This is a genomic window from Dyadobacter subterraneus, from assembly GCF_015221875.1.
Classification (GTDB): domain Bacteria; phylum Bacteroidota; class Bacteroidia; order Cytophagales; family Spirosomataceae; genus Dyadobacter; species Dyadobacter subterraneus.
Genome location: NZ_JACYGY010000002.1, coordinates 497,577 through 512,161, shown reverse-complemented (window position 1 = coordinate 512,161; position 14,585 = coordinate 497,577). Strand labels below are relative to the sequence as shown.

Sequence of the window (14,585 nt, the reverse complement as noted above, 5' to 3'; positions counted from 1 at the left end):
GAATTATGAAGAAACGCATTAGAAATGGCTTTTTTATCTTAGGATTGGCCTTAACGGGTGTCTCCGTAATGGCCCAGATAACTCCTAAAAGTTTTACGATTAATGGAAAAGTTAAAAATGGCTCGGCGGGTGAAAAGGTATTGTTAAGTCAATCTTTGGTAACCGGAACAGCTATAAAACTGGATTCGACGAAAATGAATGCTGACGGATCTTTTACGATTAAAGGTTTGGAAAAAGATGGTGGCAGTTTTTACTTGCTGAATATCGCTGATCGTCAGAAAATAGTTTTGCTTTCAGAAGGCGGAGAAACGTTCAATATTGTTGCGGATGGTTTTGATAAAGACAGCAAAGGAAATCCTGGTAAAGTAGAAATTACAGGTTCGAAAAACATGGAATACTATGCCAAACTGGTGGATATAAACCGTAGTATGGCTTCAAAAGTTGCTGTATGGAATGACGAATATGCCAAAGCCGAAGCAAAAAAGGATGCCAAAAAAATTCAGGAAATCCAGAAAGCATACCAGGGTGCGGAGCAGGAACAGGTAGCGAAAATCAAGACATTGATTCCTGAAATGGGTACGTCGCTGGTTGCTATTTTTGCAGCAAATAACTTTTTAAATCCGGAAACAGATCTTCCTATGTTGCAGGAAGTAGCGAAAAGATTTGAAAGTGTGAAGCCAACACCAAAACTTGCAGAAGCATTTATTGGCCAGATTAAGCGGATCAAAGGTATTTCAGTTGGTGATGAAGCGCCTGATTTCACATTGAATGATCCGGAAGGAAAACCAGTGGCACTTTCGTCGTTACGCGGAAAATTTGTGCTGATCGATTTTTGGGCCTCCTGGTGTGGCCCATGTCGTATGGAAAACCCGAATGTGGTTCGTATGTATGATAAATTTAAAAGCAAAGGTTTTGACATTTATGGAGTTTCTCTTGATAAGGAAGCAAATGCCTGGAAAGCTGCCATCAAAAAAGATAACCTGACTTGGATTCATGGTTCAGATCTTAAATTCTGGAATTCCGTAGTAGCCCAGATGTATGGCGTAAGTGCAATTCCGCAGACTTATTTATTGGATAAAGAAGGAAAAGTTATTGCAAAAAATCTTCGCGGACCAGCTTTGGAAGCTAAGTTGACGGAGCTTTTAGGGATGCAATAATGGAATAAAAATATCGATCAATAAAAAATCCGTGAGAATTTTCTCACGGATTTTTTATTGCTTTACTTATTTATTCTTCATAATAAAACTGCAAAGGATCTGGATATTTGAAATCGTATTCATAAAATGAATTCAATTTTTGGGCAGAAATAATTTTAAATTCTGGCGTGTTTAGCGGCTCCTGAAATGTTGGCGCTTCCCAGCTAAACTGAGCGCAAGATTTGATATAAATTTCTTTTCTGATTGGATGTATTGGGGCCACGATGTTGAAAGTTTCATTGACCACACCCTTTTTTAAAATGGCCGTAATGATTTTCACCGAATCATCTCGATGAATATAATTTACAGGTATTGAGCCAGTTGTTAAGTTCTTTTGTCCTTTTACGTATTTCCCCGGAACACGGTTATAACCCAATAATCCTCCGTGACGCAATATTGAAACGATTCTTTCTCCCCTAAGATTTATTAACAGATTTTCTGCTTCAACCATCGCTGGTGATGCAGATTGTTCCGGCGAAATAACATCGTTTTCAACTACAACCCTGTTTAAATCGGGATAGATACTTGTTGAACTGATGTATAAAATCTCTTTAACCAGAGAATTTTTCACGTGTTCAATAACCGACTTAATTTGCCTGGGATGAAAGTCAGGTTCGTTTTTTGATAATTTTGGAGGGATTGAAATTATTAAAGTATCACAGTCAAAAAAGGATTTAATCTCAGACTCGTTTCCTGAAATTTCCGGGTTCAGATTAAATAAAAATCCCTCTATTCCCGATTCTTTAAATTTTTCAATCTTATCCGCAGAAGTTGTACTTCCTTTGACCTGGGATGAAATATCGTCGCTCAACAGACGTTGAGCTAAGGGAAAGCCAAGCCATCCACAGCCTAAAATGCTTATCCGTTTTTTTTCTATTTTTGTATTTTGATCAATCATAATTCGTTTCGTCGAATGTTTTTTATACGCACTTTAATCATTTTCATCTGCCTTGTATTAGGTTTTTCATCCTGTAAAACAGACACTAAAAAAGAAGCTGTTTCAGATTCCGGTTCATTGGAAGTTACGGTTCGGACTGAAAATCTGGATGAAGTATTGTTTTCTTGTAAATCGGTACAAGACGTACAAAGTTTTCTGGACAAACACCCTTATTTATCGGACTGGTACTTCACCGATGCGTCCGTCGCCAAAGCCGAATTGCCGGCTCATCTTTTTCAGATTCTGCAAAATAAAGATTTTAGAGCATTCAAAGTGCAGTTGGATTCAATCATCGGCGATCGAAACGTTTCTATAATCAATCCTTTAAAAGAAGTTTTTGGACAAATCGCAAAATTTTATCCGCAATTTAAAGCACCGGAAGTAAAATTTATGGTAACCGGTTTTGCAGGAAACGATCTGTATATTTCTGATTCGCTGATCGTTATCGGACTTGATTATTTTGGCGGTCCAAAAGCAATGTATCGTCCCGATGTTTACGATTATCAGTTAAAACGCTATCAAAAGGAATACATCGTTCCCTCGATCATTTTCTTTATGTCGAATAAATACAATCACATCAATGCATCTGATCGCACGCTTTTGGCTGATATGATTGGCTATGGAAAAGGATATGAATTTGTAAAACAGGTAATGCCTAAAACGCCCGATAGTCTGATTTTGGGTTATTCAGAAGAAAGTTTGACAAGAACGTACAATAGCCAGGAAGCCATCTGGTCATTTTTTGTGTCAAATAAATTGTTGTACGAAAATACTGATCTTAAAAAGCAGAAATTCATAGGAGAACGCCCTTTCACCACAGAAATAGGAAACGAAGTTCCGGGCGGAATCGGACGCTGGATAGGCTGGCGGATTGTTAGTCGTTACATGGCAGAAAACCCCAATGTGACTTTACCAGAACTTATGAAAAATGACAACGCCGCAAATCTTCTGCAAGCTTCCGGTTATAAAGGACAAAAGGATGAGGAGGAGTAACTTTTTTGCTTACTTTTGCCGAAAGAAAAATATAGAAGTTGGTTAGTAAGAGCAAAAATCGAAAAGCGCTCAAACTTTCAACTTTCAACTTTCAACTCTCAATTCATTAATGCCCATAACCCTTTTTATTTTCCTGGCGATCGTTCCCGGCTTCGTAGTTGTCGGCGTATATCTTGAACGTAAGGTTTCGGCTTTTATTCAAGATCGGCTTGGACCTATGGAAGTTGGAAAATGGGGTTTATTACAGCTTTTTGCGGATCTTTTAAAATTGCTTCAAAAGGAAGATATTGTACCAAAAGCTGCTGATCGCAGGCTTTTTCTTATTGCACCTATCGTAATTTTCGCTTCTGTTTTTACAGGTTTTGCAGTAGTTCCGCTGGCTCCTGATCTGGCTGGTTCGGGTGCGGCTGTGGGTGTTTTCTTTTTATTGACGATCGTTTCTGTGGATGTAATCGGTCTTTTAATGGCTGGTTGGGGATCAAATAATAAATTTGCTTTGTATGGTGCTATGCGTGCTGTAGCACAAATTATTTCCTACGAAGTTCCGCTGGGATTGTCAATTCTTTGTGTAGTAATGTTGTCTCAAACGCTGGATTTGCAGATCATCAGTTTTCAGCAGGGAATTTATTCCGGAGAAACTGTTTATCTTTTTGGTATGAGAAGATTTGGTATTGATGTTACCGCAGTCGGTGGATTTCTATCATGGAATATCATCCGAAATCCTTTTTTACTACTTGCCTACGTAATCTTTTTTATAGCTTCACTAGCCGAATGTAACCGTGCTCCCTTCGACTTACCAGAGGGAGAATCTGAATTGGTTGCAGGATTTCATACAGAATATTCAGGTATGCGCTGGGCACTATTCATGTTATCAGAATATGGTATGATGCTGCTTGTTTCCCTACTGGGCGCAATTCTTTTTCTTGGCAGCTGGAATACGCCATTTCCTAATATCGGCCCATTAAAACTGGCAGACTGGACAAGTGGTGAGCCCGGAAGCTGGTTTGGCTATTTAACCGGAGCTTTCTGGTTATTAGGAAAAGCATTAATAGGAATTCTTATACAAATGTGGGCGCGCTGGACACTTCCACGTCTTCGTGTGGATCAGCTGATGTATTTAGGATGGAAAGTTTTAACTCCGGTTGGACTGGTTTTATTCTTTATTTCGGGAGTCTGGCGATTGTTAGGAATTTAAAATTACCCAAGCAAGTCATTTATTTCAATTGAAAACCCATTCAAAATTTTAGATTTTACAATTCCCTCATGTTTTGCATAAGAAAACCGAACAAATTCCATATCCAGGTTTTCTAAAATCTCAACTGTCTTTTTCTTAGGATCAACCAGCCAAAATTCCCGAACGCCAAAAATTTCGTAAGAATAGCGTTTGGTATTAAGATCATGGTATTTATTGCCAGACAGAATTTCTATAATTATGTCTGGTGCGCCAATAATTTTGGAGTCTGTTATTATTCCTGAATTGGTTTTTGAGATAAAAAAAATATCTGGCTGATACACATTCATGTCATCAAATTCGACATCCAGTGGCGCACACAAAACTTCTCCCAGATTATTTTCATTTACAAAGTTGTGCAGCGCAAAAAAGATGTCACGCAATATGCGTTGATGTTGATAAGTCGGCGATGGAGACATAGTTAAATTTCCACTGATCAATTCATAGTATGGGGGACCATCCGGCAATTTTTGCAGGTCGGAAGCCTTATAACGTGGATTGAGTATCAATGGATTATTGCCTATGCTCATAATCGTATTAATCAACTATTTCAGCACCATCCAAAATATAATTCATCTTATAAATATCGTCGGCGTTTAATTGCAGCGTTCCCTGAAAAGTCAGCCTTTCGTCAGTCTTGAATTTTCTTGTTCCTTTTTTGAAATTCAAAGTCATAACAGTTTCCGGTCCGGCTCCTCCGCAGAAAAAACACGCACTGAATGGAAATGCTGATAAGACGTACAAATTCGCATCCAGATCAACAGGAAGAATATAACCTGTAATGGTTACGGGTTGATTTTTTAATTTCTGTACACTTGGACCAAAAGTCGGATGCAGCATATATATTGATTCTTCTGCATACCATTTCTTTTTAAATGTTACATCACGCAAAGTTTCCCAGGTTAATTTTACTGGGGCAGAAGCAGGCGTAAAAGCAAATAAAGAAGTAAGTAGCAGAGCCAGTGTAATGAAACGTACAGATTTCATATTATATAATTTTTTTGTGCAAAAAGGATTCAGGTATTAAACAAAAATACAATTAATATCATTCCTCTGCCAGTGTCCGGGAGATATTCAGCCGGTAAATGCCAAGCGAAGGTAATGCAGCAGCCAGTAATCCGAGAAGAAGTGCTCCGGCTAATAAATAAAATTCTTCGGGCAAGAGATTAAATTCCTTGATTGAATAATGGAAATCCTGTTCGGCCGCTCTGCTGAATAACCACAAACCAACTCTGCTCAAAATAATTCCGGAAAGATATCCGGTAATCGCCAAAATCAAACCTTCAAGTAAAAGCATGAAGAATAATTTTGTTCTGGTTGCACCCATGGAAAGCATCAGCGCCATTTCATATTTCCTTTCTTTAAGTGAATTGTAAAGAGAAATAAAAACACTCACACCGGCTATTACAATAATTACTAAGGCCAGCGCACGTAAAGTTTCGATTCCTACGCCCAAAAGCGAGAATAACCTGTTTATTTCAATACTTGGCAAAGCTGCCTGCATAGAAGTATTTTGATTGATCTGACGTGGAATAGTTATCAAACCCATTGGATTACGAAATTGAATTAAGGCGCTTGTTACCTGTTTTTCTGCTTCGTGATGCATTTCACCCATTTCCTCTTCATGCGCCGGATCGCTTTCTTTCACATTTTGTGCCGGAGTTTCCGCATGTTCATGAATTTCCCAGACACTTTCAAGATTTGTTAAAACCAATTGATCAACCACAGAACCTGTCGGTTCAAAAATGCCTGTTACCTTATATTTTTTGTCGTTATGCGCATCACCATCAGAATCCAGGCCATGAGAACTGGCAAAAGTATCCCCGATTTTAAGTTCTGAATTTTTCGCCACTTTGCTGCCCAGCGTCACATCCATTGGCTTACTAAACAAAGCTCCATCTTTTATTTTGGCCTGAAAATGCTCAACATATTTTGGTGTTGTACCCACAATCCGAAAACCATGATAATTATCCCCCATTGACAAAGGAATAATGGTTTTAATAAACGGATTTCTTTTCAGCGCATTCACTTCATTCAATGGAATATTTCCTGTTGGAGAATCAATTTGGTAAATACTGGATAAAATCAGCTGCAACGGACTTCCTTTGGCACCAACAACCATATCAATGCCTCTGATATTTCTTCTGAATTGTTCGTCGAGCTGTTTGTTTAAAAGTAATAACAATGATATCATGCCAATACCCAGCGTTAACAGCATCGCACTTAAAAAGCTGTTTAATTTTTTTTCTTTAAGATTGGCAATACTTATTTTGAAGAGATTCATTCGGATCGTATTTCTATAAGTTAAAGTTTACTTTTCGTAAACTCAGAGGTCATGAAGGATTGAAACTATAAAAAAACCTGATTTGGAAATTCGTCTTTTAGTCGCTGGTCATGAGTTACTACTACCAGACTTGCTCCGATCAATGAAGATTGTTTTTTAAGAAGTTCTATCACTTTCTGGCAATTATTATCGTCAAGATTGGAAGTAGGTTCGTCTGCCAGAATTACATTTGGATTGTTCATTAACGCCCTTGCAATACTAACACGCTGCTGTTCACCCTGACTTAGTTGTGTTGTTTTTTTAGAAAGATGATCGGCAAAACCCAATTGTTCAGCCAGAAAAGATGCTTTTTCTTTATCCTGTTTATTTCCTGCAAGATAGCTCGACAGCAAAATATTATCCATTACAGACAAAGCACTCACAAAATGTGCACGCTGATAAATAATTCCCAGATTTTTTGCCCGAATATTTGTTCTTTCCGCTGACGACAAACCAGATAATGCATGCCCGGATATCTGAATATTCCCTGAATCCGGTTGTAACAGAAGTGCCAGCAAGTGTAAAAAAGTGGTTTTTCCTCTGCCTGATTGCCCCAGGATCAGAAGCGCTTCTTTGTCATTGCAAGCGATGTCCGGAAAACTGAACTGCTTTTGTGGAGAGTAGGAAAACGTCAGGTTTTTACTGGTAATCATTAGGAAGATCTCATTTCAATTATACAATAATAGTAAATTTATGATTTTTGATTGAGAAAGAGCACAATATAATGGCTCCCAAGTTACTTTTATGACTTTGGCCTGTACTCTATTAAAGTAAGACTGCTTTGCTTCAATTTAAATTATACTTGTCTTACAAATAAAATTTATAGAAATACGTTGAAAAGGAGATATATCCTTAGGAAAACCGACAACTGTTCTATTTTTGCAAAAAATTGATCTAAAATGTTTAAAACTTTTAAAATGAGACCGATAAGCAAAAGACTGTCATTTCTTCTGGTGCTTGGATTATTGGTTGTTACTTACAACACTGAGGCACAGGTAAGACGTGGAACTTTTATTCCTTACTCAACCGTAGGATTCGGGGTTGGAACCTCAAATTATTATGGTGATATGGCATCATACACAACACCATTAAGGTCAACTTTTGGTATGATGAGATGGAGTGTAACAGGAAATTATACAAGACATTTTACACCGCGACTTGCGGCGAGAGCTTCTTTTACTTATGCGAGAATTGCTGGTGATGATTATAAAATGAACAAAAAGGATCCGACAAACATAAGATACGCCCGCAATCTTAGTTTCCGCAATGATCTGAAAGAATTTGCCGTGGAAGGAATTTTTAAACTTACTCCTGACAATCGAAGTTACGATCGCAGGCCTCAGTTTAGCGCTTATTTATTCGGTGGGGTAGCTGTGGTTGCACATAATCCTAAGGCACTGGATACCTTTGATGGTAACTGGGTGAAATTACAATCTCTTGGAACGGAAGGGCAAGGCAGACCAGGTTATGACAAACCATATTCTTTAATACAATTTGCTATTCCGCTTGGAATTGGTGTCAGGTATAAAATAAATGACAGATTTGATATGGGTGCAGAGCTTGGTTTTCGTAAAACTTTCACGGATTATCTTGATGATGTTGCCGGTAATTATGCTGATCCTGCTGTTTTTGCCGATAATCCACTTGCTCTTACAATGGCAAATAAATCGACAGAAAGATATACTGTCAAAAAAGGAGTAGACAGAACAGAAGGTCTTAAGCAATTTGTGCAAACTGCTTACAATATTCAAACAGAAGATCCATTTTCAGTCGTTCAGCAAAATTATGGAACTGCTGGCTATGCAAGAGGTACGAGCCCTAATCTTAAAGATAATTATTTGATAGGAACGGTTCACATCAACTATATTATTCCTTCACAGATCAAGTGCCCACCTTTGAAATAAACAGATCAATATTAAATACATTGAAACAGTTGAGTGTAAAATTTTTCCTGAAACTTCTCGTATTAACCGGCTCGGTTTTACTGGGACTTGAAACCAAAGCCCAAAAAATTGAAGTTGGTGGTGGCTTAGGCATTTTTAATTATAAAGGTGATATTTCGCCATCGTATAGATTCCGGTTTGTAAAACCGGCTGGAAGTTTATTTTTCAGATACAATCCCAATCAAGCATTATCCCTTAAGGCAGAAGTTGCCGCAGGTCTGGTTGGTGCTTCGGATCAGTACAGCAAAGATCCTTTTCAAAAGATTAGAAATATGTCATTCCGGTCAAGGATTACGGAGATCACAACAGTAGCGGAATACAACTTTCTCGACTATCAGGAAAAACGTTATGCCGTAAACTGGACGCCTTATGTTTTTGGCGGTATTGGATATTCGAAATTTAAACCGGACGTAGTTACTGATAATTATAAAACCAACACATTTATCATCCCTTACGGTGTCGGAATAAAATATCAGATTAAACGGCCATGGAATATTGGTCTGGAATACGGATCGCGGAAAACATTTAGCGATTACATTGATAATCTTGGTGGAGATCCGAAAAATAATGACAAGCTTCAACAAGGTGACCCGTCCAGAAAGGATGCTTATTATTATATCCGGCTGTCTGTAAGTTATACCTTTTACCGAATTGTTTGCCCCTAACTCCTATGAAAAAACCTCTCCTGATCCTTTCCATAATTGTTGTCCTTTTAATCATTGGGTTTTTTAGTTTTAAAAGATATACCAAATCATCCAGCCCTGCCGCTGTCGCCGAATTTCATCAAAAAGGAATTGATGTTGAAGTGAATTACAGCCGGCCTTCAAAGAAAAAACGATTTATTTTTGGCAGGGAGCAGGACAATGCACTGGTGCCGTATGGAAAAGTATGGAGAACCGGAGCGAATGAAGCTACCACAATTAAATTTGGCGAAGGCATTGTGTTTGCAGGAAAACCCGTAAAAGCCGGTACATATTCAATCTGGACCATTCCCGGTCAATCAGAATGGACGGTAATTCTGAATAATGAAATAGGTCAATGGGGTACAAATTATAACGACGGCCAGGATTTTCTGAAAGCAAATGTCCCGATTAGAATTAACCGTAAGGTTGAAGAATTATTTAAAATTTACTTTGAAGAGCAGCCTTCTGGCGTTAACATGATTTTAAGCTGGGATCAAACAGAAGCGATTATTCCAATCAAACTTCAGTAAATTCCTAACCTCCCTTATTATTATGTTTGTTGAAGCCATTGAAAGGGTCGACCAGTTCACCCGTCCTATTCATTTTATTGCACGTTATTACGGAGGAAGTGATATAATCCCCGGAACCGGAACATTATTTTTTATCAATGAAGATGGTTTTGCAATCACATGTCGTCACATCGCCCGGCAAATCCTGTATGCCAATCAGATTTACGAAAACTACCTTAAATTTAAAGGTGAGCTAAGAAGATTCGAACGTGATCCGGGTTATGATACTCAAAAACAATTTCTGGAAGGCAAGTATAAAATTAATTCTGAAACACCAATCAGGATTCTTTCCAACTTTATAAATTGTGTCAATGCTTATAAAAGCCTGACAATCAATTTACACCCGACACAAGATCTTGCGGTAATTCAGTTCAGGGATTATGAGACCAAATTTTATCAGGGACATGCAACATTTCTAAAAGATACCAGGGAAGTCAAACAGGGTAGATATCTTTGCCGGTTGGGTTATCCTTTTCCTGAGTTTACCAATTATCAATTGAATAAAACTACAAATGATATTGAATGGATTAAGGAAGGACGGGTTAATACACCCAGTTTTCCCATTGACGGAATAATAACCAGACATATAGGAGAAAGCAATGCAATTGTAGGTATAGAAATGAGTACTCCGGGATTAAGAGGACAGAGCGGGGGCCCGCTATTTGACCGTAATGGCGTCATTTATGGTATGCAAAGTGCGACAAGACACCTGCACCTGGGATTTGACCAGGTTAATCGGGAAGTAATCACTGACGGGCATAGAAAAAGAGTGTCAAACTTTCCTTTTCTTAATGTTGGTCAGTGTGTTCATGTTGATGTAATTAAAAGTTATCTCCGCGAATTAAAAATCAATTTCTTCGAAGCGGACGACGTCAAGTAATTAAAAGATTAATTTCAATTCTTCGAGGCGACGAATATCATAAGTTGGAGATTCGTCAAAAGAAAGTCCAGCAGGATTTAGATAAACCGTATCCAGGCCAAATTGTTTTGCGCCCATAACATCGGCAATCCAGTTGTCTCCTATCATAATACTTTCTTCCGGAGATGCATTAGCCATTTCCAGCGCATAAGCGAAAATTTTCGGATCGGGCTTTTTCGCATTGGCATTTTCAAAAGTTATTACGTTTTTGAAAAAGTGAGAAATACCGGAGCTTGAAATCTTTTTTGCCTGGATGTCATTAAAGCCGTTGGTTACGATGTGAACTTCGTAACCTTTTTCTGTTACGTAATCCAGAATATCAAGAGCGCCTTCAAGTAAATGTTTTTTTTCCGGAAGCGTATTCAGATAGATTTCTCCAATTTCTACGTGATTAGGTGGACAATCTACACCCAGTTCTTCAAAAACCATTTTGAAACGGTTTTCACGTATATAGGCATGGTGCAAAGTTCCTCTGTCAAAAGCATCCCAAAGTGCCGTATTAATTCTTAAAAATGACTGAATAAAATTTTCCATGGAGGATACACCATGCTGTTTCAGGTCAGAATTATAATAAATATCTTCAAGAGACTCAGAAGAATTCTTCTCAAAATCCCATAATGTGTGATCGAGGTCAAAAAAAAGATGCTTGTATTTCATGCTCTAAAATTATTGTTTGTTCTCAGATAAAATTCAAAATTTTGGTCCGAATACTTTTAACAAATTTTTCATAATTCGATCCAAAGTCCTATAATCTATCGTATATTATTTGATATGTTCAATTATTTGCACTAATAGGTATAGACGTAACAAAATTGTGGTAAAAACGGGCAGTTGTGTTATTTACTTGTTAATATGTGTTAATTAGAATTAAATTAGAAAAAAAAGGAGTGCAAACATTTGCAAATCAATTGCCAAATCTATTTCTTTGATTAATATAATTCAAAAACTACCAAATTTACTTCATTTTCACACTTACTAAAGAAAGGAGAAACAATATAGACGAACTGCTCTACGTTAACTAAATCGAATAGTAAAATGGAGAAAGTCCAAGTTAGCGACAGTGAGTTGGTAACATTGTATATTCGTGGTAATGAGAAAGCCTTTGAAAAGCTTGTTCAGCGCCATAAGTCAAGAATTTACACGACTATTTACCTGATTGTCAAGGACCAATATGTAGCCGAGGATTTATTACAGGACACATTTATAAAGGCAGTTGACACAATAAAGTCAGGCAGATATAATGACGAAGGTAAATTTTTGCCATGGATTATACGGATCGCACACAACCTAGCCATTGATTATTTCAGACGCGATAAACGCTACCCCAATGTAGTGTTCGAAGATGGAAGCAGCGTATTTAATACACTGGATTTCGCGGAGGATTCCGTTGAATCAATCCAGATTCGGCAAGAAACGCACGAGCAGCTGAGGGAGATGATCCAACGGTTGCCGGATGTACAGAAGCAGGTTCTGATCATGCGCCATTATGAGGACATGAGTTTTCAGGAAATTGCTGATGCAACAGGTGTGAGTATTAATACGGCATTGGGAAGGATGCGTTACGCGTTGATAAATTTGCGCAAGCAATTCAGCCAACGTACCCCGCAATATGACAAAAACTTTTACCTACGATGATGTTATTAGGTATTTATATGCCGAAACAACTCAAACTGAAAATGACCAGATCGTTGAAGCGCTAGCGCTTGACGATGATTTAATGAATTTTTATCTGGATTCTTTGGAAATAAAGGAACAGATGAACAAAATTGTCCGAATCCCTTCGGATCGTTCTGTCCAGAAAATTATTCATTATTCACGGCAAAAAACATCAAAACAATCTATTGCTCTCTCTTGTTAGGAAGCTCAATAGATTGTTTTTTGTTTTTAAGTCTGTCTGATATTTTTATCAGACAGACTTAACCTGTCGTTTCCTTTTTTGTAAGAGGAAGCCATATTTTCCTGTGTCTTATATCATGTCTGCCTGATCAGCCGAATTCTTCACTGGTTTAGAATAATTATTATCATCCCAAATTTTTAGATAAGAGGGCATTGGTCCTTTATTATTAATTTTGTCAACGGCTAGCTTTGTTTAGTCTTGTTGAACAATTATCATCATGTTTGGTCAGGTTTATGAACAGAAAAGAGCGTTTTCAATTATTTTTAGCATATTTCACCACAAATTTCCCGGAACCTGAAACTGAGCTTCACTATACCAATCCTTTTGAATTGCTGATTGCCGTTATTTTATCTGCCCAATGTACAGACAAGCGGATTAATCAGGTCACTCCGGCACTTTTTAACCGCTTTCCTGACCCGGAATCTTTGGCGGCATCAAATTCAGAAGAAGTTTTTACTTATATCCGCTCCGTTTCTTATCCCAATAATAAAAGTAAACACCTTGTTGGTATGGCGAGAATGCTCGTCGATAAGTTTGAGTCACAAATTCCGGCTTCAATTCCTGAATTACAGGAGCTTCCGGGTGTCGGCCGGAAAACGGCCAATGTTATTGCATCCGTTATTTTCAACCAGCCGGCTATGGCTGTTGATACACACGTTTTTCGGGTTTCAAGACGGTTAGGATTGGTACCTTCTACCGCTACAACACCGCTTGCTGTGGAAAAAGGTTTAATGCGCCATATTCCAACAGAACTGGTGCCCAAAGCTCATCACTGGCTTATTTTACATGGACGTTACATTTGTCTGGCGCGAACACCAAAGTGTAATATTTGCCCGCTAACTTCATTTTGTCTGTACTACGAGAAACTTAAAATTTAAATTTTTTTAATAATTGTTCCAACCTTTTGGTCTCTCATAAGGTCTGATAAGTAAGATTGGAAAAATATTAATGAATAACCTATTTTGAAAAACATTAAAAGGAACGAAATGAAGAGTAAATTTTTAACACTGGGCGTGATGTTGGCTGGGCTTGTCGGGATGATATCTTGTAACAAAGGGATGGAATATGACGATGAAGCAAAGGCAGTTGAGAATCAGCAATCAATAGAAAAATATCTGGCTGACAGTTCTATTACAGCTACCAAAGATTCATCAGGAATGTATTATGTGTTGAGAAAGGCGAATCCTGCCGGAGCGAAGCCAAAAGCTGAGGAAGGTGTACGACTAAATTTTAATGGTTATACTTTGGATGGAAGATTGGTGGCTTCTTCTGTAAATACGGATAAAATTCCTTTTGTACGTCCTTACAACCTGGGATTTTTGCTTGGAGGAATGGAACGTGCGCTGAATATTCTGCGTGTGGGAGAATCTGCTACGCTATTTATGCCATTCTATCTTGCTTTTGGTTCTTATTCGTCTGATAATATTCCTGCATATTCTGTGATTAAAATGAATATCGAGGTGGTTAATAGCCGTTCGGAAGTGCAGCAGATAGACGATTTTATTGCAGCGAATAAACTGACTGTTTCCGAAAGGACTACTGATAATCTGGTAATTGCGAGAACAAATACGGTAACGGGAGATTCGATAGGAACTGGAAAAATTGTTAATATATCTTATAAAGGCAAACTGTTAACTGGTGCGACATTTGATAATGGAGATAAACCCTATTCCTTTACCACTGGTACTGGTGGAATGACTGGAGGACCTGTTATTGGTTTTGATCGCGCAATACGGAAATTGCGTAAAGGAGAAAAAGCTACAATTGTCTTTCCATCAGCAATTGGTTATGGAAAAGCCGGTGTGCAGGCTTCTGGAATTTATTACATCTATCCATATTCACCTATATCCTTTGATGTTGAAGTATTGTAAGTAATTTCAACAAGAAAAGAAAG

Annotated in this window: 17 protein-coding genes; 11 read left to right on the top strand and 6 right to left on the bottom strand. The window is 38.0% G+C overall.

Annotated features, from left to right (window positions below):
* The first annotated feature begins 5 nt into the window (after positions 1-5).
* Entirely contained in the window at positions 6-1,157 is a 1,152-nt protein-coding gene (locus IEE83_RS27530; RefSeq protein WP_194123973.1) for a TlpA disulfide reductase family protein, read from the top strand.
* A 70-nt stretch (positions 1,158-1,227) separates the two neighbouring features.
* Here IEE83_RS27530 and IEE83_RS27525 read toward each other — a convergent pair whose 3' ends face one another.
* Positions 1,228-2,094: a Rossmann-fold NAD(P)-binding domain-containing protein gene (locus tag IEE83_RS27525; protein WP_194123972.1), complete on the bottom strand. Its 867-nt coding sequence runs from the start codon at positions 2,092-2,094 to the stop codon at positions 1,228-1,230.
* 15 nt (positions 2,095-2,109) lie between these two features.
* On the opposite strand from IEE83_RS27525, the gene IEE83_RS27520 reads away from it, so the two are divergent.
* Positions 2,110-3,126 carry a gliding motility protein GldB-related protein gene (locus IEE83_RS27520; RefSeq protein WP_194123971.1) on the top strand — a complete coding sequence of 339 codons (1,017 nt, stop codon included), beginning with the start codon at positions 2,110-2,112 and terminating at the stop codon, positions 3,124-3,126.
* Positions 3,127-3,235: 109 nt separating this feature from the next.
* Positions 3,236-4,321, top strand: a complete 1,086-nt coding sequence (locus IEE83_RS27515; RefSeq protein WP_194123970.1) for a complex I subunit 1/NuoH family protein — start codon at positions 3,236-3,238, stop codon at positions 4,319-4,321.
* Positions 4,322-4,323: 2 nt separating this feature from the next.
* Here IEE83_RS27515 and IEE83_RS27510 read toward each other — a convergent pair whose 3' ends face one another.
* The 4 genes from IEE83_RS27510 to IEE83_RS27495 form a co-directional block, all read right to left on the bottom strand.
* Positions 4,324-4,887: a Uma2 family endonuclease gene (locus tag IEE83_RS27510; RefSeq protein WP_194123969.1), complete on the bottom strand. Its 564-nt coding sequence runs from the start codon at positions 4,885-4,887 to the stop codon at positions 4,324-4,326.
* A gap of 7 nt (positions 4,888-4,894) precedes the next feature.
* Positions 4,895-5,344: a YEATS domain-containing protein gene (locus IEE83_RS27505; protein WP_194123968.1), complete on the bottom strand. Its 450-nt coding sequence runs from the start codon at positions 5,342-5,344 to the stop codon at positions 4,895-4,897.
* A gap of 58 nt (positions 5,345-5,402) precedes the next feature.
* Positions 5,403-6,641 (bottom strand): ABC transporter permease, encoded by a 1,239-nt coding sequence (locus IEE83_RS27500; protein ID WP_194123967.1) that lies wholly within the window; start codon positions 6,639-6,641, stop codon positions 5,403-5,405.
* 65 nt (positions 6,642-6,706) lie between these two features.
* Positions 6,707-7,333, bottom strand: a complete 627-nt coding sequence (locus tag IEE83_RS27495; protein ID WP_194123966.1) for an ABC transporter ATP-binding protein — start codon at positions 7,331-7,333, stop codon at positions 6,707-6,709.
* A 264-nt stretch (positions 7,334-7,597) separates the two neighbouring features.
* Between IEE83_RS27495 and IEE83_RS27490 the strand changes: the two genes are divergently transcribed.
* Genes IEE83_RS27490 through IEE83_RS27475 form a run of 4 tightly spaced genes read left to right on the top strand, consistent with a single transcriptional unit; the run spans position 7,598 to position 10,755 of the window.
* Positions 7,598-8,584 carry a DUF6089 family protein gene (locus IEE83_RS27490; protein WP_194123965.1) on the top strand — a complete coding sequence of 329 codons (987 nt, stop codon included), beginning with the start codon at positions 7,598-7,600 and terminating at the stop codon, positions 8,582-8,584.
* Between the two features lie 20 nt (positions 8,585-8,604).
* Positions 8,605-9,288 carry a type IX secretion system protein PorG gene (gene porG, locus IEE83_RS27485; protein ID WP_228102098.1) on the top strand — a complete coding sequence of 228 codons (684 nt, stop codon included), beginning with the start codon at positions 8,605-8,607 and terminating at the stop codon, positions 9,286-9,288.
* 5 nt (positions 9,289-9,293) lie between these two features.
* Positions 9,294-9,836 carry a DUF2911 domain-containing protein gene (locus IEE83_RS27480; protein WP_194123964.1) on the top strand — a complete coding sequence of 181 codons (543 nt, stop codon included), beginning with the start codon at positions 9,294-9,296 and terminating at the stop codon, positions 9,834-9,836.
* A 22-nt stretch (positions 9,837-9,858) separates the two neighbouring features.
* Complete coding sequence (locus tag IEE83_RS27475) at positions 9,859-10,755, top strand: S1 family peptidase (RefSeq protein ID WP_194123963.1); 897 nt, start codon at positions 9,859-9,861, stop codon at positions 10,753-10,755.
* Here the strand turns inward: IEE83_RS27475 and IEE83_RS27470 are convergent, their stop codons facing one another.
* Positions 10,756-11,451: a YjjG family noncanonical pyrimidine nucleotidase gene (locus tag IEE83_RS27470; RefSeq protein ID WP_194123962.1), complete on the bottom strand. Its 696-nt coding sequence runs from the start codon at positions 11,449-11,451 to the stop codon at positions 10,756-10,758.
* A gap of 378 nt (positions 11,452-11,829) precedes the next feature.
* Between IEE83_RS27470 and IEE83_RS27465 the strand changes: the two genes are divergently transcribed.
* The 4 genes from IEE83_RS27465 (at position 11,830) to IEE83_RS27450 (ending at position 14,562) form a co-directional block, all read left to right on the top strand.
* Complete coding sequence (locus IEE83_RS27465; RefSeq protein ID WP_137341017.1) at positions 11,830-12,429, top strand: RNA polymerase sigma factor; 600 nt, start codon at positions 11,830-11,832, stop codon at positions 12,427-12,429.
* Complete coding sequence (locus tag IEE83_RS27460) at positions 12,404-12,652, top strand: hypothetical protein (protein ID WP_194123961.1); 249 nt, start codon at positions 12,404-12,406, stop codon at positions 12,650-12,652. Before IEE83_RS27465 ends, IEE83_RS27460 begins: the two co-directional genes overlap by 26 nt.
* A gap of 272 nt (positions 12,653-12,924) precedes the next feature.
* Entirely contained in the window at positions 12,925-13,569 is a 645-nt protein-coding gene (gene nth, locus IEE83_RS27455; RefSeq protein ID WP_194123960.1) for an endonuclease III, read from the top strand.
* Positions 13,570-13,677: 108 nt separating this feature from the next.
* A complete protein-coding gene (locus IEE83_RS27450; RefSeq protein ID WP_194123959.1) occupies positions 13,678-14,562 on the top strand; it encodes an FKBP-type peptidyl-prolyl cis-trans isomerase in 885 nt (294 codons plus the stop codon).
* Positions 14,563-14,585: the final 23 nt, after the last annotated feature.